This window comes from Pseudomonas sp. W17, from assembly GCF_040268305.1.
Taxonomy (GTDB): domain Bacteria; phylum Pseudomonadota; class Gammaproteobacteria; order Pseudomonadales; family Pseudomonadaceae; genus Aquipseudomonas; species Aquipseudomonas protegens.
Genome location: NZ_CP158490.1, coordinates 5,221,825 through 5,244,305 on the forward strand (window position 1 = coordinate 5,221,825; position 22,481 = coordinate 5,244,305).

Genomic DNA, 22,481 nt, shown 5'->3' on the forward strand with positions numbered 1-22,481 from the left:
AGCCCTGGACCGATATTCGATGCCGAACCGCGACATTGCGCTCGACCTGCTGCTGCTCCCGACCTGGCTGGTGCCGGTGGAGCCGGCCGGCGTCGTCCTCAGGGAACACGGCCTGGGCATTCGTGACGGGCACATCGTGTTCATCGGCCCACGCGCCGAGGCCTTGAAGTATCGCGCCACGGAAATCCGCGAACTGCCCGACACGCTGCTCACCCCGGGCCTGATCAACGCCCACGGGCACGCCGCCATGACCCTGTTTCGCGGCCTGGCCGATGACCTGCCGCTGATGACCTGGCTGGAAAAGCACATCTGGCCCGCCGAAGCCAAGTGGGTGGATGAAGCCTTCGTCCGCGACGGCACCGACCTGGCCATCGCCGAGCAGATCAAGGGTGGGATCACCTGTTTCTCGGACATGTACTTCTTCCCGAAGGTTGCCAGTGAACGGGTGCACAACAGCGGCATGCGAGCACAGGTCGCCATCCCCATTCTCGACTTCCCGATTCCCGGTGCCCACGATGCCGATGAAGCCATCCGCCAGGGCGTAGAGCTGTTCGGCGATCTCAAGCACCATCCGCGGATCAACATCACCTTCGGCCCTCATGCCCCCTATACCGTTGGCGACGAGAACCTGGAAAAAATCCGGATCATTGCCGAAGAACTCGACGCTGCGATCCACATGCATGTGCATGAGACCGCCCACGAGGTGCAGCAATCCGTGGAACAGCACGGTGAGCGACCGCTGGCGCGCCTGGCTCGCCTGGGCCTGCTGGGACCACGCTTCCAGGCCGTTCATATGACCCAAATCAGCGATGACGACCTGGCTTTACTGGTAGAAACCAACACCAGCGTCATTCACTGCCCGGAATCCAACCTGAAACTGGCCAGCGGCTTCTGCCCTGTAGAACGCCTGTGGCAGGCCGGAGTCAACGTGGCGGTAGGCACCGATGGCGCCGCCAGCAACAACGACTTGGACCTGCTGGGGGAAACCCGTGCCGCCGCGCTGCTGGCCAAGGCCGTGGCCGGGTCGGCTACCGCCCTGGATGCCCATCGCGCACTGCGCATGGCTACCCTCAACGGCGCCAGGGCCATGGGCCTGGAAAGCCAAGTGGGCTCCCTGGAAATCGGCAAGGCCGCAGACCTGACAGCCTTCGACCTGTCCGGCCTGGCCCAGCAGCCGATTTACGACCCGGTGTCGCAACTGATCTACGCCACCGGCCGAGACTGCGTGAAACATGTATGGGTCGCCGGCAAGCAACTGCTGGATGACCGACGCCTGACCCGCCTGGACGAGCATCAGCTGGGCGCTACCGCCCGCGACTGGGCCCGGCGCATCAGCGGCCACCACCTATAACCCGGGCCTTGAGCACAGGCTCGAGGCCCGACAGAGAATTTTCTAGCTTTGGAGCACTACCCATGAGCAACGTCGACCACGCTGAAATCGCCAAATTCGAAGCCCTGGCCCATCGCTGGTGGGACCGTGAAAGCGAGTTCAAGCCCCTGCACGACATCAACCCCCTACGGGTAAACTGGATCGACGAACGGGTCGGCCTGGCGGGCAAGAAAGTCCTCGACGTCGGTTGCGGCGGCGGCATCCTCAGCGAAGCCATGGCCCAGCGCGGCGCTACCGTGACCGGCATCGACATGGGCGAGGCCCCGCTGGCCGTGGCGCAACTGCACCAGCTGGAATCCGGCGTCAACGTCGAGTACCGGCAGATCACTGCCGAGGCCCTGGCCGAGGAAATGCCCGAGCAGTTCGACGTGGTCACCTGCCTGGAAATGCTCGAGCACGTGCCGGACCCTTCGTCGGTGATTCGAGCCTGCTTCCGCATGGTCAAGCCCGGTGGCCAGGTGTTCTTCTCCACCATCAACCGCAACCCCAAGGCCTACCTGTTCGCCATCATCGGCGCTGAATACATCATGAAGCTGCTGCCGCGTGGCACCCACGACTTCAAGAAGTTCATCCGCCCATCCGAGCTCGGTGCCTGGAGCCGCTCTGCCGGCCTGACGGTCAAGGACATTATCGGCCTGACCTACAACCCGCTGACCAAGCACTACAAGCTGGCCCAGGACGTGGACGTCAACTACATGATCCAGACCCTGCGAGAGGAGTAAGACATGGCTATCAGAGCCGTTCTCTTCGACATGGATGGCACCCTGCTCGATACCGCTGCGGACTTCATCGCTGTGTGCCAGGGCATGCGCCGTGATCGCGGCCTGCCGCCCATCGCCGACCAGCACATTCGCGACGAAATCTCCGGCGGCGCCCGCGCCATGGTGGCAGTGACCTTCTCCATGGACCCCGAATCCCCGGGCTTCGAGGAACTGCGCCTGGAGTTTCTCGAGCGCTACCTCAAGCATTGCGCCGTACACAGCAAGCTCTTCGATGGCATGGCCGAGTTGCTGGCAGATATCGAAAAGGCCCACCTGGTCTGGGGCGTGGTCACCAACAAGCCACTGCGCTTCGCCGAGCCGATCATGCAGCAACTGGGGCTGGCCGAGCGCTCGGCACTGCTGATCTGCCCTGACCACGTGAAGAACAGCAAGCCCGACCCCGAACCGCTGATCCTGGCGTGCAAGATGCTCGACCTGGCCCCATCCAGTGTGCTGTTTGTCGGCGACGACCTGCGCGATATCGAATCCGGCCGCGATGCGGGCACCAGGACCGCTGCGGTGACCTATGGCTATATCCATCCGGACGACAACCCACGGCACTGGGGCGCCGACGTGGTGGTCAGTCACCCGCTGGAACTGCGCCAGGTTCTGGACAACGCGCTGTGCAGCTGCTGAGCAGCGGCATGCCCGGCTAAGCGCCGGGGACGATCCAATTTCTGTTGAGGCCTTTTATGTTTGATTATTCCGCTCGCCCAGAACTGCTCAAGGACCGGGTCATTCTGGTCACCGGCGCCGGTCGTGGCATCGGCGCCGCCGCCGCCAAGACCTTTGCCGCTCATGGCGCCACCGTGCTGCTGCTGGGCAAGACCGAAGCCAACCTGACCGAGGTCTACGACGCCATCGAGGCGGCCGGCCATCCGCAGCCGGCGGTAATCCCGTTCAACCTGGAAACCGCCCTGCCGCACCAGTACGACGAACTGGCGGCCATGATCGAAACCGAGTTCGGCCACCTCGACGGCCTGTTGCACAACGCCTCGATCATCGGCCCGCGCACGCCTCTGGAGCAGCTCTCCGGGGAGAACTTCATGCGTGTGATGCAGGTCAACGTCAACGCCATGTTCATGCTTACCAGTACCCTGTTGCCCCTGCTCAAGCTGTCCCAGGATGCTTCGGTGGTCTTCACCTCCAGCAGCGTTGGCCGCAAGGGCCGGGCTTACTGGGGCGCCTACGGCGTGTCGAAATTCGCCACCGAAGGCTTGATGCAGACCCTGGCCGACGAGCTGGACACCGTGGCCCCGGTGCGGGCCAACAGCATCAACCCAGGCGCCACCCGCACCAGCATGCGGGCCCAGGCCTACCCGGGAGAAAACCCCAGCAACAATCCGACCCCGGAAGAAATCATGCCGGTCTATCTGTACCTGATGGGGCCGGACAGCACCGGGATCAACGGTCAAGCCTTCGACGCGCAGTAATACCCCTCCCGTTCGTCGCGACGGAATACCGTCGCGACGCCTCGGCAACGCCTACCCCGCGTAGGTTTCAAGCCAAACAAATGTCATTTTTGACGACAGCCTTTTTACGCCGAAACCCAAGCTGCTGAATCCAAACAAGTTTTCCTAATATGAACCGAATGGCACGAGTTTCGCTCTAACGACACTCAATACACAGTGCATTGACGCTGTGGAAAACGGCTTGCGCTGAGGGCTTTATAGCCACAGGCGAGACGGCCTAAAATATGCGCGTTGTCCTACGGGACTGATGGAACAGTATGACGCGCAGCTCTGAGCCGCTCTCACCCAGGCAGTTAGACCGTACACAGTGCTCAGGGGGCTCAAGCTCAGATGAAAACACCGACCCAGACCAACGCAATTGACTTCGATAGCGCCAAATTGCAACGCCTGGGCTTTGGCCAGCAGTCGCCACTGATCAAGCAGCCCATCAGCCTCGTCCAGTTGCGCCAGCAACTGAGCCTGCAGCTGCAGACCAGCCTTGAACCGCAACGCATCCTGGGCCTGTTCTTTCGTGAGGTTCAGCGCCTGGTCCCTCTGGATGCCCTGCAGTACCAGCACACTCCGAGCGACCTGCGCCTGGAGTTCGGCCAGCGCGGCCATCACTCCATCAGCTACAGCCTGAGCCACGAAGGCGAACCGATGGGCGAGCTGGTCTTTCGCCGCAACCAGCGCTTCAGCGAATCAGAACAGGGCTCCCTGGAATCGCTGCTCTCGACCCTGCTGTACCCGATGCGCAATGCCCTGCTGTATCGCGCCGCCACTCGCAGTGCCCTGCGGGATCCACTGACCGATACCGGCAATCGCATCGCCATGGACCAGACCCTGCAACGGGAAATCGAAATGGCCCGTCGTCACCTGCTTCCACTGTCGCTGCTGATGCTGGACATCGATCACTTCAAGCGCATCAACGACAACCACGGCCACAGCGCCGGCGATCAAGTGCTCAAGGCCGTTGCCGCGGCAATCAAGGGGCAATTACGCAATGTCGACATGGTGTTTCGCTTTGGCGGGGAAGAGTTCTTGATCCTGCTGTCCAACACCGGGCGCGAAGCCGCGGCGATGGTGGGCGAGCGTCTGCGCCATGCCGCCCAGGCCCAGGACTACCGGGCCGATGGTCAGCCGATCGAACTTACCGTAAGCCTGGGGTGTTCGACTCTGCTACCGGGAGAATCCGCAGAAAGCCTGTTGCGACGCGCCGACAGCGCGCTGTACGTGGCCAAGCGCGAAGGGCGCAACCGCCTGGCAATGGCGGGCTGAGCACAAGGTAGCGCCCTGCCCCGTTGATGCACGGGCAACTTCATCACCCCACACGTCCAGCGTGCGCGGCAATCGAAGCGCCCGACATTCCCTGACTCAGCCTTCGGCCAGTGCCAGGCGCTCGCGGGTCACCGCAGTCTTTTCCTGCTGCATGCAGCGTTCCAGGAACAGGTACATATAGTCATAGCTCTTGCAGATGGCCTGACGCAGCTCGACCTGCAGGGCCTTGCTCGGGTTCAGCCCTGCCAAGGTGACGATGATTTCCAGCGCTTCCCAGGGATGGGCGTCGTCGTACTGGGCATGCATCTTCAGCCACTTCATGGCACGTTTGCGATCCTCTTCCGGGAACGCCGCGGCATAGATGCCGTTGGAACACACCAGCGCCGACCACTCGCCCGTCGCTCCTTCAATGGCGTAGTTGGTGGCGGCAATGGCCACGATCAGGGAATCGGCAGAACTGGTATGCCAGCACCAATGGCTCAAGGCATGCAGCTCTGGCGGTACTTGCTGGGCCTGCAGATCTTCCAGGGTCACGCCATGGGCCCGGCTCCAGTGCACCCAGTAATCGGCATGATTGAGCTCAACCCGAATATTGCGCATCAGCCAGCGACGCGCCATGTCTTCGCCGGGATGGCGGGCAAAACGGGTCTTGGTCAGGTTTTGCGCCATGTACAGGGCGAACTGTTCAACCACCGGCCAGCCGCCAATCAGATACTGACGCATGACTTTGGCACTGAGTTTGTTATCGCGCATACGCTGGTACAGCTCATGCTCCACGACGCGGCGCTTGCTCTCGCTGCAGTCCTGGATCAATTGCTGGGTCCAGGCGGGGTAACTGGCAGCTTCCATGAGCGGGCCGGTTCGGCTGAATGTGTCGATCACTGTCGGGCTCCTTTTGATTGTGATGTACGGATCCAAAAGAGGTTTCAACGGAACGTACCGGGCGCCTTGAACAACAGTGGCTGTGGTCTCACGGGTCGACACTGCAGGCTGTCACAGGTGAACAATTGCGGGCGTTCAATAATGTAGCCTTGAGCATAATCCACGCCGATCTCAAGCAATGCCTGCTCGATCTGCGGTGTTTCAACAAACTCGGCAATCGTGCGCTTACCCATGACATGCCCGATGTGGTTGATCACTTCGACCATGGCGCGGTTAATCGGGTCGTCCAGCATATCCTTTACGAAACTTCCATCGATCTTGAGGAAGTCTACAGGCAAATGTTTGAGATAAGCGAACGACGACATTCCCGCACAAAAGTCATCCAGGGAAAAATGGCAGCCTAAGCCCTTGAGTTCATTTATGAAACGAATGGCACTGCCCAAATTGGCAATCGCACTGGTTTCAGTAATTTCAAAACAGATCAACTTTGGCGGTACGCCATAGACGACAAACTGCTCGCGCAAGAAGTCGAGAAACGCATCATCACCGATGGTGATACCCGACAGGTTGATGGCGCACATTGCCATTGGCCCTTCACGGCCTTCGGCAATGCATTGGGCAATGATCTTGAATACGTTCTGTACCACCCAACGGTCCAGAGAGGTCATCAGGCCGTAGCGCTCCGCTGCCGGAATGAAGCTGTCCGGCAGAATCATCCGGCCCGCCTCGTCATGCAGGCGCAACAGAATCTCCACATGCCCGCCGCCACGTTCGACATGCCCCAGGGCGGTTATCTCCTGCGAATAGAGGCAGAAGCGGTTTTCCTCCAGCGCCATGTGCAGACGCTGGACCCAGGCCATCTCGCCAAAGCGCAGCGACAGCTCGGAATCGTCGGCATGGTAGACCTGCACCCGGTTACGCCCCTTTTCCTTGGCCATGTAGCAGGCCATGTCCGCCGCTCTCAGCGAGGCTTCGAGGGTGGTCGGGGTCTGGGCGATGTGCACCAGGCCGATACTCACGGTGGTCACGAAGGGCCGGCCTTTCCAGACGAAATGCAGATTCTGCACGGTCTGGCGCAGCCCCTCGGCAATCTTCTCCGCGGCCTCTGGCGAACAATTCTCCAGGAGGATGCCGAACTCATCCCCACCCAGCCGTGCCAGGGTGTCGCCTTCGCGCAGGCCCGACTGCAGCAGCGCGCAGATATGCCGCAGCAGCTCGTCCCCGGCAGCATGGCCACAGGTGTCATTGACCAGCTTGAACTGATCCAGATCGAGGAACATCAGCGCATGCCGTGCCGGCTGGCGAATCAGGCTGTGCAGGGCCTGCTCCAGGCGGAACTCGAACTCCCGGCGATTGGCCAGGCCGGTCAGGGCGTCATGGGTCGCCTGCCAGGAGAGGTTGGCGATGTATTGCCGCTCCTGGGTCATGTCGTGCAGCACCAGCACCGTGCCGCTGACCTTGCCGGCATTGCGGATCGGCGCCCCCACCAGGGTCACCGAGACCGTGCTGCCGTCCAGGCGCTGGATCAGTTTGGAATGCTCGCTGCCGCCGCTGAGCTGACCGCTGAGGATGTGCTCGATCAGGGTAAAACCGTCAGCCTGGGCATTTTCATCCAGCAGGTTGAACAAGGCTGCCAGGGGCAACCCCACTGCCTGCTCGGCCTTCCAGCGAGTCAGGTCCTCTGCCGCCGGGTTCATGTAGGCGATGGCACCTTCGACGTCGGTGGTGATCACCCCGTCGCCGATGGACTGCAGGGTGATCTGCGCCCGCTCCTTTTCCAGTTGCAGGGCGTCGGCAAAGGCATGGCGCTGGGCCAGCAGTTTGTGCGTGCGCAGCAGGGCCAGGGCAATCAGCACCAGCGCGGTTGCCAGGTTGGTCACCAGCAACAGCCGCAAGATCACCCGCGAACCCTCGCCCAAAGCATCGCTGAAGGCCTTGGCAGCGGGAGTGACGCCGTCATTGATGGCGAAAATCTGACTCTTCCAGCGCTGCACGTCGCCTTCGCTGGCGCTGTTGCTGCCGATCCTCTGGTGCATCTCCCGGGCCACGGTGTCCAGTTGCAACAGGTATCCGTCCCCCACGGTCCACAGATCGATGGCCTTTTCCAGGTAGCTGAAATGACGGAAGTTGAGGTACAGCCAGATCAGGCTGGAGACATCGTCCGGGTGATTGCCGCCCTTGAGGATGCCCAGGCGTGCGGCCTCCAGATCCGGTGGCTGGTGATCCAGGGCAACCCGCAACTCATGCCCGCCCTGGGGCACGGCAATTGCGTTCTGGTACTTGAGGAAAGTGCCTTCGTCGCGGCTGTCGGCATACAGATTGAGGTAGTAGATGGCGTCTTTCTGGCCCTTGGACCACAAGCTTTCACCTGCCACGTAGCCCCGTACCGCCGACAGTACGTACAGGCTGAGGCCGCCCAACAGCGCTTGAAATAACACCACCGCGATGAAGGGCCAGACGATGCCCAACAAGCGCGGCGTTGTGAAAGTCCGCTTTTGCTTCATGAGGGTCCTTGCTTGCGCACAGCCAAATGAACACCCAGTAGTTGCGCCTCAGACAGCACAGGTTAGGCCAATTTCCACAAAACCGGCGCAGGGCAGACCGCCGTTGACGCAGGCTGGCTGGAGAAACGGGCCGCCGCACTAAAGTCGAAACGGTTGTTCCACCAGGAAATTCAAGCACTAAGCACAGAAAGACGGATAAAACTCAAGGCTATCGAACCTGCTGCAAATGCCCGTACAGCTTGGCGTAAAGGCCGCCATCGGCAATCAGCTGCTGATGGTCGCCATCTTCGGCAATCTGCCCGCCATCGAACACCAAAACCCGGTCCGCCTGTTTTACCGCTGACAAACGATGGGCAATGATCAGCGTAGTCCGCCCACGCAGAAAACGCGTCAAGGCCTGGTGCAGGTTGTACTCGGTGGCGGCATCCAAGGCGGAAGTGGCCTCATCGAGGATCACCACCTTGGGCTCGGCCAGAACCATCCGCGCAATCGCCAGGCGCTGACGCTGGCCCCCGGACAAACGCACGCCGGAACGCCCCACCACGCTGTCCAGCCCCTGCGGCAAGGCCCTGACGGTAGCGTCCAACTGGGCAATTTCCAGGGCCTGCCAGCAGGCTTCGTCACTGCGCTCGCGCCCCATGGCCAGGTTGGCGCGGATGGTGTCGTTGAACAGTGCGGGATGTTGCAACACCACCGCCACGTTCTCCCGCACCGTCTCCAGACCGATTTCCTGCTGGGTCGAACCACCAAAGCGGATCACCCCGGTCTGCGGTGTGTACAGCCCCAGCAGCAACTGCACCAGGGTGCTCTTGCCGCCACCGCTGGCACCGACAATGGCTACCTTTTCACCGGGAGCGATGGACAGGTCCATATTGTCCAGCACCCGCTCGTCACCGTAGCCGAAGCTCAAGCCGCGGACCTCGATGCCGACGGTCTCGCGCCCCACGAACGGATCCGCACCTGGGCCGTACTGCGGTTCGTCGGCCCGCGCCAGCAGCTCGTTGATCCGGGTCAGCGCGCCGCCCGCGGCGTAGTAGGCGTATTGCAGGTTCAGCAACTGTTCCACCGGCCCGATCATGAACCACAGGTAACTGAATACCGCCAGCATCTGGCCGATGGACAGGTCGGAGAACAACACGGTCAGCATCGCCGCCGCACGGAAGATATCGATGCCGAACTGGAACAGCAGCCCGCTGGCGCGGCCCGAGGCATCGCTTTTCCATTGCGAGGCCACAGCGTAGTCCCGCACTTCCTCGGCACGCCGCCCCAGGCGCCCGAGAAAGTAGCCCTGGCGATTGCTCGCGCGAATTTCCTGGATAGCCTCCAAGGTCTCGGTCAGGGCCTGGGTAAAGCGCGAAGTGCTGTCGTTTTCCAGCTTCTTCAGGTGCTTGACCCGCTTGCCCAACTGCACCGTGGCGAAGATCACCAGCGGGTTGAACAGCAGGATCAGCAACGCCAGTTTCCAGTGCATCCACATCAGGATGCCCGCCGTGCCCACCAGGGTCAGCATGGCCACCAGGAAGCGGCTGAGGGTCTCACCGACGAACTTGTCCACCGTGTCCAGGTCGGTGACCAGGTGAGTGGTGACCGTACCGCCCCCCAGGCTTTCGTATTCCCCCAGGGAAATGCGCTTGAGCCGCTCGATCAGCCGCACGCGGATGCGGTAGACGATGTCCTTGGCCAGCCCGGCAAACAGCCGCGCCTGAATCACGTTGAACACCAGCGCCGAGCAGCGCAGGATCAGCGTCACCATGAGCATCAGGCCGATATAGCCAGCGGCACTCTGCCATCCCTGGGGCAGGAAGCGGTTCATCACCTGCAGAGCGGCATCGCCGTGCCCCAACAGCACCTCATCCACCAGCAAGGGCAGCAGCAGCGGGATCGGCACACTGCACAGGGTCGCCAGCACGGCGACGCCGTTGGCGATCCACAGAGATTTCTTGTGCTCAAGAGCCAGGCGACGGATATGCGCCCAGCTCAGGCGATCGATCGGCTTACCGCTGACGCTTGAATCCACCGGTTCAGGCACAGGCGGCGCGCTCCAGCCAGCGCCCCAACAGAGGGGACAGCTCGCTCAGCGGCTGATAGCCGTTGGTCAGCAATGCCAACTGGCCATTACGCTCGGCCAGCAAGGTAGGAAAGCCGGCGATTCCCAGGTCCTGGACCCAGGTGAAGTCCGCCGCGGTAGCCACATGCTGCTCGGCCCGGTCGAAGGCCTCGGCGAATTCGATGCGCGGCACCCCTGCCCGCTCCGCCAGCTCCACCAGCACACTGGCCAGGGTGACATCCCGGCCTTCGACATAGAACGCCTGCTGGATCAGCCCCAGCAGGGTCCAGGCGCAGTCCGCCGCCAGGCCACGTGCGGTGACGATGGCGCGACAGGCCGGTTCGGTGTCATAGACAAAGCCATCGGGCAAGGCGCCCTCGAAGCCGAACGGTTGGCCGGTGGCCTGGTGCACCGCCTGCCAGTGCTCGAGGATGTAGCGCCGGGTATTGGGTTCCAGGGCCGCACCGCTACCGGTACGCAAGCCCCCCACCACCAGGTGCACCTCGACCCCGGCGGCCCGGGCCTGCTCCGCCAGGGCCTGGGCCACGGGCGCAAAGCCCCAGCACCATGAACACATCGGGTCCATCACATAGAGCAGGCGGGCAGACATGGCTCAAGCCTCGGAAGAAGATTGCTTGTAGTTGTAACCAATCGGGTGCGGCATGTTGCGAGCCTTGGCCAATTCGATCTGCTTCTGCCGGTCGATGGCACTGCGGCGGGTCTTCTCGCTCAGCTTGTCCCAGCAGTGCGGGCAGCTGATACCAGGCACATAGTGCTCGGATGCACGATCCTCGACGCTCACTGGAGTACGGCAGGCATGACATTGATCGTAGTCGCCTTCGCTCAGGTCGTGGCGCACGGTGACCCGGTTATCGAACACGAAGCAGTCGCCCTGCCATTTGCTCTCTTGCTGCGGTACCTCTTCGAGGTACTTGAGGATCCCGCCCTTGAGGTGGAACACCTCGTCGAAGCCTTCGCTGAGCATGTAGCTCGAGGCCTTCTCGCAACGGATGCCGCCGGTGCAGAACATCGCCACCTTCTTGTGCTTGCTCGGGTCGAAGTGGGCTTTGATGTAGTCCGGGAATTCGCGGAAGCTGGTGGTCTTGGGGTCGATGGCGCCTTCGAAGGTGCCAATGGACACTTCATAGTCGTTGCGGGTATCGATCAGCAGCACTTCCGGATCGCTGATCAGGGCGTTCCAGTCCTGTGGCTCGACGTAGGTCCCGACCTTCTTGTTGGGATCGACGCCGGGCACGCCCAGGGTAACGATCTCTTTCTTGAGCTTGACCTTGGTGCGGTAGAACGGCTGCTCGTCGCAGTAGGATTCCTTGTGATCGATATCCACCATGCGCGGGTCGTTCTTCAGCCAGGCCAGCAGCCCGTCGATGCCTTCGCGGCTGCCGGAAACCGTGCCGTTGATGCCTTCTTCGGCAATCAGCAAGGTGCCCTTGATGCCGTTGTCGAGCATTGCCTGCAACAGGGGCTCACGCAGGTTGACGTAATCTTCGAGGGTGACGAACTTGTACAGTGCCGCCACGACAATAGGTTGTGCCATGGGTAATCTCCAGGTGGCTACCCTCGTAAAGGGTGAACCGGATGCAAAAAAAAACGCGCCGGCATAAGCGGCGCGTTGCGGATTCTAACAAAAAAACCGCGGTTAATGCTGACTGCCACCGGCACAGGTCGGCGAAGCCGGAGCCACACCGATCTTCGACCATTCCTCAGGCGTATAAGTGTGCAGCGCCAACGCATGGAACTGGCCCATCAGCTCACCCAGGGTGGCGTAGACCTTCTGATGGCGCTTGACGCTGTTGAGGCCGGCGAACTGCTCGCTGACCAGTACCGCCTTGAAGTGGGTTTCCAGGCCACGGCTGTGCATGTGGCTTTCATCCAGCACTTGCAGGTGCTCGGGCTGCAATGCCCCGAGCGCCGCTTCGATACGTTGTTGCATGGTCATTGCGGGCTCCGCTTACTTCTTCTTCGCCGGGGCAGCCTTGGGCTCGAGCTCGGCGGTCATGTCGGCCAGCAGCTTGTTCACCACCGGTACCGCGCTTTCCAGCTTGGCCTGGGTCATCTGCGCCGATTGCTGGGTCAGCTGGGGCATTTTTTCCAGGACTTTCTTGCCCAGTGGCGACTGATAGAAAGCCACCAGTTCCTTGAGCTCCGATTCGCTGAAATTGCTGGTGTAGAGCTTGACCATGTCCGGCTTCAGCTTGTTCCAGCCAATGGCCTGGTCCAGGGCGGCATTGGCCTTGGCCTGGTAGGTTTCCAGCAGGGCACGCTTGGATTCCGGGGCTTTGGTCTGCTCGAAGCGCTGGGCGAACATTTGCTGAACTTGCATGTACACCGGGGTACCGAGCTTGTCCGCATGGGCCAGGGTCAGGAAGGCCTCGGCACTGGCGTTGTGGCTGGCGGTATCGGCAAGAACCTGGCCGCTGGCACACACCAGAACAACCGCGGTACAGATGGCACGAAAACGGGTCATCGAGTTTCCTTTATCTAGCAGGCGAGGTAGAACCCCAAGGGCGCCCATTCTGCGCCTATTAATCCGCGTCCCTCAACCCCACGCCGACCGGCCCCCGGTTTTGCTCGGCCATGGCGGGGAAAACCCCCCGGCATGGAACCCGAGCCGCGGATCACGGCCTAAACTGGCCTGTCAGACTAGGAGGATTGCCACGATGAACCGAATCGAAACCGACAGCCTGGGCCAGGTTGAAGTCCCGCAAGAAGCCTACTGGGGCGCGCAGACCCAACGTTCGCTGGTCAACTTCGCCATCGGCAACGAACGCATGCCCTTGGCGGTGCTGCATGCCCTGGCCCTGATCAAGAAAGCCGCGGCGCGGGTCAACGACCGCAACGGCGACATCCCTGCCGATATCGCCCGCCTGATCGAACAGGCCGCCGACGAAGTGCTCGCGGGCGAGCATGACGACCAGTTCCCTCTGGTGGTGTGGCAGACCGGCAGCGGTACCCAAAGCAACATGAACGTCAACGAAGTGCTGGCTGGACGGGCCAACGAGCTGGCCGGCAACCCTCGGGGCGGCAAGACGCCGGTGCACCCCAATGACCACGTCAATCGCTCGCAGAGCTCCAACGACTGCTTCCCCACTGCCATGCACATTGCGGCGGCCCAGGCGGTGCAGTTCCAGTTGCTGCCAGCGATCACCGAGCTCTCCGGCGGCCTGGCCGAGCTGTCGGCGCGGCACATGAAGCTGGTGAAGACCGGTCGCACCCACATGATGGACGCCACCCCCATCACCTTCGGCCAGGAAATCTCGGCCTTCATCGCCCAACTGGGGTACGCCGAGCGCGCCATCCGCAGCGCTTTGCCGGCCGTCTGCGAACTGGCCCAGGGCGGCACCGCGGTAGGCACCGGGCTCAACTCACCCCACGGTTTCGGCGAGGCCATCGCCGCCGAGTTGGCGGCGCTCTCGGGCCTGCCCTTCGTCACGGCATCGAACAAGTTCGCCGCCCTGGCCGGCCATGAACCGCTGACCAGCCTTTCCGGTGCCCTGAAAACCCTCGCCGTGTGCCTGATGAAAATTGCCAACGACCTGCGCCTGCTGGGCTCCGGGCCACGGGCGGGCCTGGCCGAGGTCAAGCTCCCCGCCAACGAGCCCGGCAGCTCGATCATGCCCGGCAAGGTCAACCCGACCCAGTGCGAAGCCCTGTCGATGCTGGCCTGCCAGGTCATGGGCAACGATGTGACCATCGGCTTTGCCGCCAGTCAGGGCCACCTGCAACTGAACGTGTTCAAGCCGGTGATCATCCACAACCTGCTGCAATCGATCCGCCTGCTGGCCGATGGCTGCAGCAACTTCCAGCACCATTGCATCGCCGGTCTGGAGCCCGACCCGCAACAGATGGCCGCGCACCTGGAGCGCGGGCTGATGCTGGTGACCGCGCTCAATACCCATATCGGCTACGACAAGGCCGCCGAGATCGCCAAGAAGGCCTATGCCCAGAACCTGACCTTGCGCGAGGCGGCGCTGGAACTCGGGTACCTGACCGATGAACAGTTCGATGCCTGGGTGCGCCCAGAAAACATGCTAGAGGCCGGGAAGCGGGGGTAAGACCGCAGTCGCCTTCGCTGGCAAGCCAGCTCCTGCCACAACCCGACTGCAGGAGCTGGCTCGCCAGCGAAGCTCAGCTCGCCGCGATCCGCTGCCGCCGCGCCCGCAACCCCGCCATCAACGACGGACCCAGTGCCGTCAGCGCCGACCCCAGCACCACCAGCAGCGCCCCGCCATAGCCCAGACCATTGATCTGCTCGGCCTGCACATACTCGGGCCAGAGCCAGGCTGCCCAAGCCACCGCGACAAAGGTCACCAGCGGCGTAATGGCCAGGGTCGCGCTGACCCGCGACGCCTCCCAATGCGCCAGGGCCTCGGCAAAGGCACCGTAGGCGATCAGGGTATTCAGGCAACAGGCGAGCAACAACCAGCCTTGCAGGGGGCTCAGCTCCAGGGCTTCCAGCGGGTGTACCCAGGGCGTCAGCAGCAAGGCGCAGAACAGGTAGATCACCATCATCACCTGCAAGGAATTCCACACGCTCAACAGCTGCTTCTGGCCCAGGGCATAGAAGGTCCAGACTGCGGAGGCGGCGAGAATGGTCAGAACGCCGGCGGTGTAGTCACTGAGCGAGGTCAGCAGCTCGGTCAGCCGTTGATTGAAGAACAGCCCAAAGCCGATCAGCAGCACCAGAAGCCCCAGGCCCTGCCCCAGGCTGAACCGCTCCTTGAACACAAACACACTGGCGATCAGCAACAGGATCGGTCCCATCTGCACCACCAGTTGCGCGGTGCCCGGGCTCAACAGATTGAGGCCCATGAGGTACAGCACGTAATTGCCTACCAGGCCACAGACCGAGATCGGCACCAGCCAGATACCCTTGGGCCCCAGCACTCGCCAGCGCGGCAGGCGCCCCACCGCCGCCAGGTAGGCCAGCAGGCAGCCACCGGACACCGTCAGGCGAAACCAGGTCACGGTGACCGGGTCCATCACTTGCAGTACCTGCTTGAGCTTGATGGGCAGGATGCCCCACAACAGCGCGGTCAATAAGGCCAGGAACAGACCATAGACCCAGCGACCGGACGAGACGTGCATGCGAACCCCACAAGGCCTTACGAGCAAGGCTCACATACTAGGCCCGCGCCGGCAGCCGACACAGAGACAGTTGGCGACAAAGCGCAAACAGGATTGTGCAGGTCGCAAACCGGCCCCACGGGAGCCGGCTTGCCGACGAGACGAAACCTAGCGTACCGCCTCGAACAACCCCGTGGCCCCCATGCCGCCACCCACGCACATGGTGACGATGCCATAGCGCAGGTTGCGCCGCTGCAGCTCGCGCACCAGATGCCCGACCTGACGCGAGCCGGTCATGCCGAACGGGTGGCCGATGGAGATCGAGCCGCCATTGACGTTGTAACGGGCGTTGTCGATCTCCAGGCGGTCGCGGGCATACAGGCACTGGGAAGCGAACGCTTCATTGAGCTCCCAAAGATCGATGTCAGCCACGCTCAGGCCCTTGGCCTTGAGCAACTTGGGCACCGAGAACACCGGGCCGATACCCATCTCGTCCGGCTCGCAGCCGGCCACGGTAAAGCCGCGGAAGAATGCCTTGGGCTTGAGCCCCAGGGCCAGGGCCCGCTCCAGGCTCATCACCAGGGTCATCGAAGCACCGTCGGACAGCTGCGAGGAATTGCCCGCCGTCACCGAACCGTCGTCGGCAAACACCGGCTTCAACGCCGCTAGGTTTTCCAGGGTGGTGTCGGGGCGGTTGCAATCGTCGCGGTCCACCACGCCATCAAGGATCTGCACCTCACCGGTGCTCTTGTCCTCGACCTTGTACTTGACCGTCATCGGCACGATCTCGTCGCTGAAAAGGCCGGCGGCCTGGGCCTGGGCGGTACGCTGCTGGCTTTGCAGGGAGTAGCGGTCCTGGGCTTCGCGGCTGACACTGTAGCGCCGGGCCACCACTTCGGCGGTCTGGCCCATGGGGAAGTAGATGCCCGGTACCTGATCCTTGAGCAGGGGGTTGACCAGGTTTTCGGTGTTGACGCTCTTCATGGTCAGGCTGATGGATTCGACGCCACCGGCCACGATGATGTCGCTGCAGCCGGAGGCGATCTGGTTGGCGGCGATGGCGATCGCCTGCAGGCCCGAGGAGCAGAAGCGGTTGAGGGTCATCCCCGCGGTACCGGTGCCCAGGGCCGAGAGCACCGCGACGTTGCGCCCTATGTTGAAACCCTGGGCCCCTTCATTGGAGCCAGCGCCGACGATGCAGTCCTCGACACTGGCCGGGTCGATGCCGTTGCGGGCGAGCAGCGCATTGACGCAGTGGGCGGCCATGTCATCCGGACGGGTCTGGTTGAACTTGCCCCTAAAGGACTTGGCCAGGCCAGTCCGTACGCTGTCGACGATCACCACTTCACGCATGACGCACCTCATTGTTGTTGGCGGCAGGAAGAGCATCGAGCATAGATCCCCCTCCTGTCCCGCCGCGACAATCATTCACTGGGCGTATGCGCGACCATCGACCTACTTCTTGTCTTTCTTGTCTTTCTTGTCGTGCTTGTCCGAGCGCTCGAACGCGGCTTCCAGGGCGCGGTTGATGGTGCGCAGAACCTTGACCCGGGCCCAGCGCTTGTCGTTGGCCTCCACCAGAGTCCAGGGCGACACCTCGGTGCTGGTGCGGTCGACCATGTCGCCGACGGCAGCGCGGTAATCGTCCCACTTGTCGCGGTTGCGCCAATCGTCCTCGGTGATCTTGAAACGCTTGAAGGGAATCTCCTCCCGGGCCTGGAAGCGCTCCAGCTGGGTATCCTTGTCGATGGCCAGCCAGAACTTGACCACGATCACCCGGGCATCGGCCAACTGCTCCTCGAAGTCGTTGATCTCGCTGTAGGCCCGCAACCAATCAGCGGGGCTGCAGAAGCCCTCGATGCGCTCCACCAGCACCCGGCCGTACCAGGAACGATCGAAGATGGTGAACTTGCCCCGGGCCGGGATATGCCGCCAGAAACGCCAGAGATAGGGCTGGGCGCGCTCCTCTTCCGTGGGCGCGGCAATCGGCACGATGCTGTACTGGCGCGGGTCCAGGGCCGCCGCGACCCGGCGGATGGCCCCGCCCTTGCCCGCCGCGTCGTTGCCTTCGAACACCGCCACCAGGGCGTGCTTGCGCATGCGCTTGTCCCGCAGCAGGCCGGCCAGGCGCGCCTGTTCGGTAATCAGTTGTTCTTCGTAGTCGTCCTTGTCCAGGTGCTGGGTCATGTCCAGGCTGTCCAGCAGGCTGAGCTGATCCACCGCCGGAGGCAACGGCGCCGCGTTGACCTGGGTCGCTCGCAGCGGCTGGCGGTTCAGCGCGCTCTGCAGCCCTTCCAGGAGAATCCGCCCCACGGTAAGGCTGCGGTAATGCGGATCGACGCCCTCGATCACGTGCCAGGGCGCATAGTCGCGGCTGGTGCGGCGCAGCACGCGCTCGCCGTACTTGACGAACTTGTCGTAGGTTTCTGACTGCTGCCAGTCCAGCGGGCTGATGCGCCAGCTGTGCAGCGGGTCGTCCTGCAACGCCTTGAGGCGGGCCTTCATCTGTTTCTTGGACAGGTGGAACCAGAACTTGAAGATCAGTGCGCCCTCATCGCAGAGCATCTTCTCCAGGCGCTCGGCGCCGTTGATCGCCTGGTCCAGGCGTGGGTCCTTGATCTCGCCATGGACCCGGCTCTGCAGCATCTGGCTGTACCAGTTGCCGAAGAACACCCCCATGCGCCCCTTGGCCGGAAGCATCCGCCAGTAGCGCCAGGCCGGTGGCCGCGACAGTTCCTCGTCGGTCTGCTGGTCGAAGGTGCGCACCTCGATCAGCCGCGGGTCCATCCATTCGTTGAGCAGCTTGACCGTCTCGCCCTTGCCCGCGCCCTCGATCCCGTTGATCAGCACGATCACCGGAAAGTTCGCCTTCTGGCGCAGTTCGAACTGGGCTTCGAGCAAGGCCTCGCGCAACGCCGGCACCTCGGCATCGTAGGTTTCTTTGTCGATGGCGTGACCGATTTCAGCGGATTCGAACATGGGTGGCTCCCTTCCAAGAATTTTCCAAGACTAGCGGATCGACCTCGGCCAGGGAAAACAAATCCCCGAACCTGCAGCGCCTTGCCATGGATCAAGCGCCGCCGGCGCGATGGGCTAGAATGGCCGCCTTGCGCAACATGAGCCGAACATGATCCCTGAACTGCCCCACGCCCAGCTCGACTGGGACGACCAAGGACGCCCGCGCTCGCGGGTCTTCGACGATGTGTACTTCTCCAGCGAATCGGGCCTGGATGAAACCCGCCACGTGTTCATCGAACAGAACCGCCTGGGCCAGCGCTTTGCCGCCCTGGCCGATGGCGAACGCTTCGTTATCGGTGAAACCGGCTTCGGCACCGGGCTGAACTTTCTCTGCGCCTGGCAGTTGTTCCAGCAACAAGCCCCGACTGGTGCCCGGCTGCATTTCGTCAGTGTGGAAAAGTACCCCTTGAGCCCTGCCGACCTGCAACGGGCCCTGGCCCTGTGGCCGGAACTGGCGAGCCTCTGTGCACCGCTGCTGCAGCAGTACGTGGCAGTGCATGGCGGCTTCCAGCGCATCGTGCTGGAGGGCGGGCGGGTGATCCTGACCCTGCTGATCGGCGATGCCCTGGAGCAATTGCCGCAACTGGACGCCCAGGTCGATGCCTGGTTTCTCGACGGTTTCGCACCGGCCAAGAACCCTGACATGTGGACCGCCGAGCTCTTCGCCGAACTGGCGCGCCTGGCCGCCCCAGGTTCCACTATCAGTACCTTCACCAGCACCGGCTGGGTACGCCGGCTGCTGAACAGTGCCGGCTTCAAGATGAAACGTACCCCGGGCATCGGCCACAAATGGGAGGTACTGCGAGGCGAGTTCCTCGGCTGGCCGGAGGATGCGCCGGCGCCGGCCAGGGCCAGGCCCTGGTTCGCCCGCCCCGCACTGCGAGAGAAGACCGCCCTGGTGATCGGCGGCGGGCTGGCCGGTTGTGCCAGCGCCGCCAGCCTGGCCGCCCGCGGCTGGCAGGTGCAATTGCTGGAGCGTCATGCAGAGCTGGCCCGGGAGGCCTCGGGCAATCCCCAGGGCGTGCTCTACCTAAAGCTCTCGGCCCACGGCACCGCTCTGTCGCAGATGATCCTCAGCGGCTTCGGCTATACCCGGCGCCAACTGGAGCATTTGCAGCGCGGCCAGGACTGGGATGGCTGCGGCGTGCTGCAACTGGCCTTCAACGCCAAGGAAGCCGAGCGCCAGGCCCAACTGGCCGCGGCTTTTCCCGCCGACCTGCTGCACCTGCTGGACCAACCCCAAGCCCAGGCCCGGGCCGGTATCGGCCTTGAGCACGGAGGCCTGTTCTACCCCGAAGGTGGCTGGGTGCATCCGCCGGCCCTGTGCCAATGGCAGGCCAGCCACCCGCGGATCCAGGTCCTGGCACACCGGGAAGTCCTGGAACTGCGTCGGGTCGATGAGCAATGGCAAGCCTGGGACGGCGACCGGATGCTGGCCAGCGCCGCAGTGGTGATCCTCGCCGGTGCGGCCGAGATCAAGCGCTTCCCGGCCAGCGCCGACCTGCCCCTCAAGCGCATTCGCGGGCAGATCACCCGCCTGCCCCAGACCGCACAAAGCCAGAGCCTGGCCACGGTGGTCTGCGCCGAAGGCTACGTCGCCCCCGCGCGCCTGGGGGAACACACCCTGGGCGCCAGTTTCGACTTCAAGAGCCAGGACCTGACCCCCACCAGCGCCGAGCATGCCGGCAACCTGGAGATGCTGCGGGAAATCTCCGGCGACCTGCTGCACCGCCTGGGTGCCGAGCAACTGCCCCTGGACAGCCTGCAAGGCCGCGCAGCCTTCCGCTGCACCAGCCCGGACTACCTGCCCATCGTCGGCCCCCTGGCGGACCCGCTTGCCTTTGCCGAAACCTACGCCGCCCTGGGCAAGGATGCGCGCCAGGTGCCGGACCTGCCCTGCCCCTGGCTCGACGGCCTGTACATCAACAGTGGCCACGGTTCACGTGGGCTGATCACCGCGCCGCTGTCCGGCGAGCTGCTGGCCGCCTGGCTGGAAAACGAGCCCCTGCCCCTGCCCAGAAGCGTGGCCGAAGCCTGCCATCCGAACCGTTTTGCCCTGCGTCGCCTGATTCGCGGCAAGGCCTGAAGCAGAGCGGCGGCGCTGACTTTCCAGCGCCGCCAATGGCCGCTGGCCAGCACCAAGCGCTACATCCAACCGTCCGGCCCCACTCAACTGCTTATAACTGATCGATCTAAAACTCCCGAGTTACGCACAGGTCAGTTTCCAGGTAGCCGCCCTTTTGACGGCGGCAGATTGACTCTCCCCAACGGAAAAACCGGTAAGGACTTATGTGCGGACTAGCTGGCGAATTACGCTTTGATCATCAACCTGCCGACCTGGCAGCGGTTGAACGAATCACCCACCACCTGGCCCCTCGCGGCCCGGACGCCTGGGGCTTTCACAGCCAGGGCCCGATTGCCCTCGGCCATCGACGGTTGAAAATCATGGACCTTTCGGACGGTTCGGCGCAGCCCATGGTCGACAACCAACTGGGCCTGTCCCTGGCCTTCAATGGCGCGATCTACAACTTCCCTGAACTGCGCGCCGAACTGGAAGCCAAGGGTTATGCCTTCTATTCCGGCGGCGACACTGAGGTGTTGCTCAAGGGCTACCACGCCTGGGGCGCGGACCTGCTGCCCAAGCTCAACGGCATGTTCGCCTTCGCCATCTGGGAGCGCGATGCCCAGCGCCTGTTCATCGCCCGCGACCGCCTCGGGGTCAAGCCGCTGTACCTGTCGCGTACCGGCCAGCGCCTGCGCTTCGCCTCGGCCCTGCCGGCGTTGCTCAAAGGTGGCGACATCAACCCACTGCTCGACCCCGTGGCGCTCAACCACTACCTGAACTTCCATGCCGTGGTGCCAGCACCGCGAACCCTGCTGGCAGGCATCGAAAAACTGCCGCCGGCCACCTGGATGCGTATCGAGGCCGACGGCCGCACCGAGCAGCAGACCTGGTGGACCCTGCCCTATGGCCCCCGTGCCGACGAAACCAACCTGACTCTGGAAGACTGGCGTGACCGGGTGCTGGACAGCACCCGTGAAGCGGTGGCCATCCGCCAACGGGCAGCGGTGGATGTGGGCGTGCTGCTGTCCGGCGGTGTCGACTCCAGCTTGCTGGTGGGCCTGCTGCGGGAGGTCGGGGTGGACAACCTGTCGACCTTCTCCATCGGCTTCGAGGACGCCGGTGGCGAGCGGGGCGACGAGTTCCAGTACTCCGACCTGATTGCCCGGCACTACGGCACCCAGCATCACCAGTTGCGCATCGACGAACGTGAAATCATCGAACAGTTGCCCGCGGCCTTTCGGGCCATGAGCGAGCCGATGGTCAGCCACGACTGCATCGCTTTCTACCTGCTGTCCCGGGAAGTGGCCAAGCACTGCAAGGTAGTGCAAAGCGGCCAGGGCGCCGACGAACTCTTTGCCGGCTACCACTGGTACCCGCAGGTGGACGGCGCCAGCGACCCCTACGCGGCCTACCGTGCGGCCTTCTTCGACCGCAGCTACGACGACTACGCGGCCACCGTACAACCGCAGTGGCTGACCGCCAACGATGCCGCCGGGGATTTTGTCCGCGAGCATTTCGCCCAGCCCGGTGCCGACGCAGCTGTGGATAAGGCCCTGCGCCTGGACAGCACGGTGATGCTGGTGGATGACCCGGTCAAGCGTGTGGATAACATGACCATGGCCTGGGGCCTGGAGGCGCGCACGCCGTTCCTCGACTACCGCTTGGTGGAGCTTTCGGCCCGTGTGCCGGCGCGCTTCAAGTTGCCGGACGGCGGCAAGCAGGTGCTCAAGGAAGCTGCGCGGCTGGTGATCCCCAGCGAGGTGATCGACCGCAAGAAAGGCTACTTCCCGGTGCCGGGCCTCAAGCACTTGCAGGGCGCGACCCTGGACTGGGTACGCGAACTGCTGCTGGACCCGAGCCAGGATCGCGGCCTGTTCAAGCCGGCCATGCTCGACCGCCTGCTGACCGATCCCCAGGGCCAGTTGACGCCCTTGCGCGGCTCCAAGCTGTGGCAGCTGGCGGCATTGAACCTGTGGCTCAGCGAACAAGGAATCTGACCG

The 22,481-nt window shown here is 63.2% G+C and carries 18 protein-coding genes; 8 read left to right on the forward strand and 10 right to left on the reverse strand.

Annotated elements, in window-relative coordinates; translation table 11 throughout:
- Positions 1-19: 19 nt before the first annotated feature.
- The 5 genes from ABCR88_RS23790 to ABCR88_RS23810 all read left to right on the forward strand — a co-directional run bounded on the left by ABCR88_RS23790 (position 20) and on the right by ABCR88_RS23810 (position 4,880).
- Positions 20-1,351, forward strand: coding sequence for a TRZ/ATZ family hydrolase (locus tag ABCR88_RS23790; RefSeq protein WP_350023080.1), 1,332 nt, complete (start codon positions 20-22; stop codon positions 1,349-1,351).
- Between the two features lie 62 nt (positions 1,352-1,413).
- A complete protein-coding gene (gene ubiG / locus ABCR88_RS23795; RefSeq protein ID WP_232641676.1) occupies positions 1,414-2,112 on the forward strand; it encodes a bifunctional 2-polyprenyl-6-hydroxyphenol methylase/3-demethylubiquinol 3-O-methyltransferase UbiG in 699 nt (232 codons plus the stop codon).
- A gap of 3 nt (positions 2,113-2,115) precedes the next feature.
- On the forward strand, positions 2,116-2,787 hold the full coding sequence (gene mupP, locus ABCR88_RS23800) for an N-acetylmuramic acid 6-phosphate phosphatase MupP (RefSeq protein WP_232641677.1): 672 nt from the start codon (positions 2,116-2,118) through the stop codon (positions 2,785-2,787).
- A gap of 56 nt (positions 2,788-2,843) precedes the next feature.
- Positions 2,844-3,584: a YciK family oxidoreductase gene (locus tag ABCR88_RS23805; protein WP_015636577.1), complete on the forward strand. Its 741-nt coding sequence runs from the start codon at positions 2,844-2,846 to the stop codon at positions 3,582-3,584.
- Between the two features lie 369 nt (positions 3,585-3,953).
- Entirely contained in the window at positions 3,954-4,880 is a 927-nt protein-coding gene (locus ABCR88_RS23810) for a GGDEF domain-containing protein (RefSeq protein WP_041119424.1), read from the forward strand.
- A gap of 96 nt (positions 4,881-4,976) precedes the next feature.
- Here ABCR88_RS23810 and ABCR88_RS23815 read toward each other — a convergent pair whose 3' ends face one another.
- The 7 genes from ABCR88_RS23815 to ABCR88_RS23845 all read right to left on the reverse strand — a co-directional run bounded on the left by ABCR88_RS23815 (position 4,977) and on the right by ABCR88_RS23845 (position 12,798).
- A complete protein-coding gene (locus ABCR88_RS23815) occupies positions 4,977-5,762 on the reverse strand; it encodes an iron-containing redox enzyme family protein (protein ID WP_015636578.1) in 786 nt (261 codons plus the stop codon).
- 44 nt (positions 5,763-5,806) lie between these two features.
- On the reverse strand, positions 5,807-8,266 hold the full coding sequence (locus tag ABCR88_RS23820; RefSeq protein WP_041119425.1) for an EAL domain-containing protein: 2,460 nt from the start codon (positions 8,264-8,266) through the stop codon (positions 5,807-5,809).
- Positions 8,267-8,474: 208 nt separating this feature from the next.
- On the reverse strand, positions 8,475-10,256 hold the full coding sequence (locus ABCR88_RS23825; protein ID WP_169892275.1) for an ABC transporter ATP-binding protein: 1,782 nt from the start codon (positions 10,254-10,256) through the stop codon (positions 8,475-8,477).
- Positions 10,257-10,287: 31 nt separating this feature from the next.
- On the reverse strand, positions 10,288-10,890 hold the full coding sequence (locus ABCR88_RS23830) for a DsbA family protein (protein WP_169892285.1): 603 nt from the start codon (positions 10,888-10,890) through the stop codon (positions 10,288-10,290).
- A gap of 36 nt (positions 10,891-10,926) precedes the next feature.
- Positions 10,927-11,868: a rhodanese-related sulfurtransferase gene (locus ABCR88_RS23835; protein WP_011062595.1), complete on the reverse strand. Its 942-nt coding sequence runs from the start codon at positions 11,866-11,868 to the stop codon at positions 10,927-10,929.
- Between the two features lie 102 nt (positions 11,869-11,970).
- Positions 11,971-12,270, reverse strand: coding sequence for a BolA family protein (locus ABCR88_RS23840; RefSeq protein WP_011062596.1), 300 nt, complete (start codon positions 12,268-12,270; stop codon positions 11,971-11,973).
- 12 nt (positions 12,271-12,282) lie between these two features.
- Positions 12,283-12,798, reverse strand: coding sequence for a DUF2059 domain-containing protein (locus ABCR88_RS23845; RefSeq protein WP_015636579.1), 516 nt, complete (start codon positions 12,796-12,798; stop codon positions 12,283-12,285).
- Positions 12,799-12,991: 193 nt separating this feature from the next.
- Here ABCR88_RS23845 and ABCR88_RS23850 point away from each other — a divergent pair, with 193 nt between their 5' ends.
- On the forward strand, positions 12,992-14,386 hold the full coding sequence (locus ABCR88_RS23850) for a class II fumarate hydratase (protein ID WP_350403621.1): 1,395 nt from the start codon (positions 12,992-12,994) through the stop codon (positions 14,384-14,386).
- A gap of 73 nt (positions 14,387-14,459) precedes the next feature.
- Here the strand turns inward: ABCR88_RS23850 and ABCR88_RS23855 are convergent, their stop codons facing one another.
- The 3 genes from ABCR88_RS23855 to pap form a co-directional block, all read right to left on the reverse strand.
- Positions 14,460-15,419, reverse strand: a complete 960-nt coding sequence (locus ABCR88_RS23855; protein WP_350403622.1) for a DMT family transporter — start codon at positions 15,417-15,419, stop codon at positions 14,460-14,462.
- Positions 15,420-15,566: 147 nt separating this feature from the next.
- Positions 15,567-16,751: a thiolase family protein gene (locus ABCR88_RS23860; protein WP_053153170.1), complete on the reverse strand. Its 1,185-nt coding sequence runs from the start codon at positions 16,749-16,751 to the stop codon at positions 15,567-15,569.
- 102 nt (positions 16,752-16,853) lie between these two features.
- Positions 16,854-18,377, reverse strand: a complete 1,524-nt coding sequence (pap, locus tag ABCR88_RS23865) for a polyphosphate:AMP phosphotransferase (protein WP_072450650.1) — start codon at positions 18,375-18,377, stop codon at positions 16,854-16,856.
- A gap of 148 nt (positions 18,378-18,525) precedes the next feature.
- On the opposite strand from pap, the gene mnmC reads away from it, so the two are divergent.
- The gene (mnmC, locus tag ABCR88_RS23870) at positions 18,526-20,502 is read left to right on the forward strand and encodes a bifunctional tRNA (5-methylaminomethyl-2-thiouridine)(34)-methyltransferase MnmD/FAD-dependent 5-carboxymethylaminomethyl-2-thiouridine(34) oxidoreductase MnmC (protein ID WP_350403623.1); all 1,977 of its coding nucleotides are present in this window, start codon (positions 18,526-18,528) and stop codon (positions 20,500-20,502) included.
- A gap of 203 nt (positions 20,503-20,705) precedes the next feature.
- On the forward strand, positions 20,706-22,478 hold the full coding sequence (locus tag ABCR88_RS23875; RefSeq protein WP_350403624.1) for an N-acetylglutaminylglutamine amidotransferase: 1,773 nt from the start codon (positions 20,706-20,708) through the stop codon (positions 22,476-22,478).
- Positions 22,479-22,481: the final 3 nt, after the last annotated feature.

Excerpts from the sequence above, each read along its gene's own strand:
- ABCR88_RS23820 (WP_041119425.1), bottom strand. The coding sequence starts at position 8,266 with ATGAAGCAAAAGCGGACTTTCACAACGCCGCGCTTGTTGGGCATCGTC.
- ABCR88_RS23790 (WP_350023080.1), top strand. The coding sequence starts at position 20 with ATGCCGAACCGCGACATTGCGCTCGACCTGCTGCTGCTCCCGACCTGG.
- ABCR88_RS23840 (WP_011062596.1), bottom strand. The coding sequence starts at position 12,270 with ATGACCATGCAACAACGTATCGAAGCGGCGCTCGGGGCATTGCAGCCC.
- ABCR88_RS23830 (WP_169892285.1), bottom strand. The coding sequence starts at position 10,890 with ATGTGTTCATGGTGCTGGGGCTTTGCGCCCGTGGCCCAGGCCCTGGCG.
- ABCR88_RS23850 (WP_350403621.1), top strand. The coding sequence starts at position 12,992 with ATGAACCGAATCGAAACCGACAGCCTGGGCCAGGTTGAAGTCCCGCAA.
- ABCR88_RS23855 (WP_350403622.1), bottom strand. The coding sequence starts at position 15,419 with ATGCACGTCTCGTCCGGTCGCTGGGTCTATGGTCTGTTCCTGGCCTTA.
- mupP (WP_232641677.1), top strand. The coding sequence starts at position 2,116 with ATGGCTATCAGAGCCGTTCTCTTCGACATGGATGGCACCCTGCTCGAT.
- ABCR88_RS23805 (WP_015636577.1), top strand. The coding sequence starts at position 2,844 with ATGTTTGATTATTCCGCTCGCCCAGAACTGCTCAAGGACCGGGTCATT.
- ABCR88_RS23845 (WP_015636579.1), bottom strand. The coding sequence starts at position 12,798 with ATGACCCGTTTTCGTGCCATCTGTACCGCGGTTGTTCTGGTGTGTGCC.
- ABCR88_RS23810 (WP_041119424.1), top strand. The coding sequence starts at position 3,954 with ATGAAAACACCGACCCAGACCAACGCAATTGACTTCGATAGCGCCAAA.
- ABCR88_RS23860 (WP_053153170.1), bottom strand. The coding sequence starts at position 16,751 with ATGCGTGAAGTGGTGATCGTCGACAGCGTACGGACTGGCCTGGCCAAG.
- ABCR88_RS23875 (WP_350403624.1), top strand. The coding sequence starts at position 20,706 with ATGTGCGGACTAGCTGGCGAATTACGCTTTGATCATCAACCTGCCGAC.
- ubiG (WP_232641676.1), top strand. The coding sequence starts at position 1,414 with ATGAGCAACGTCGACCACGCTGAAATCGCCAAATTCGAAGCCCTGGCC.
- mnmC (WP_350403623.1), top strand. The coding sequence starts at position 18,526 with ATGATCCCTGAACTGCCCCACGCCCAGCTCGACTGGGACGACCAAGGA.
- ABCR88_RS23835 (WP_011062595.1), bottom strand. The coding sequence starts at position 11,868 with ATGGCACAACCTATTGTCGTGGCGGCACTGTACAAGTTCGTCACCCTC.
- pap (WP_072450650.1), bottom strand. The coding sequence starts at position 18,377 with ATGTTCGAATCCGCTGAAATCGGTCACGCCATCGACAAAGAAACCTAC.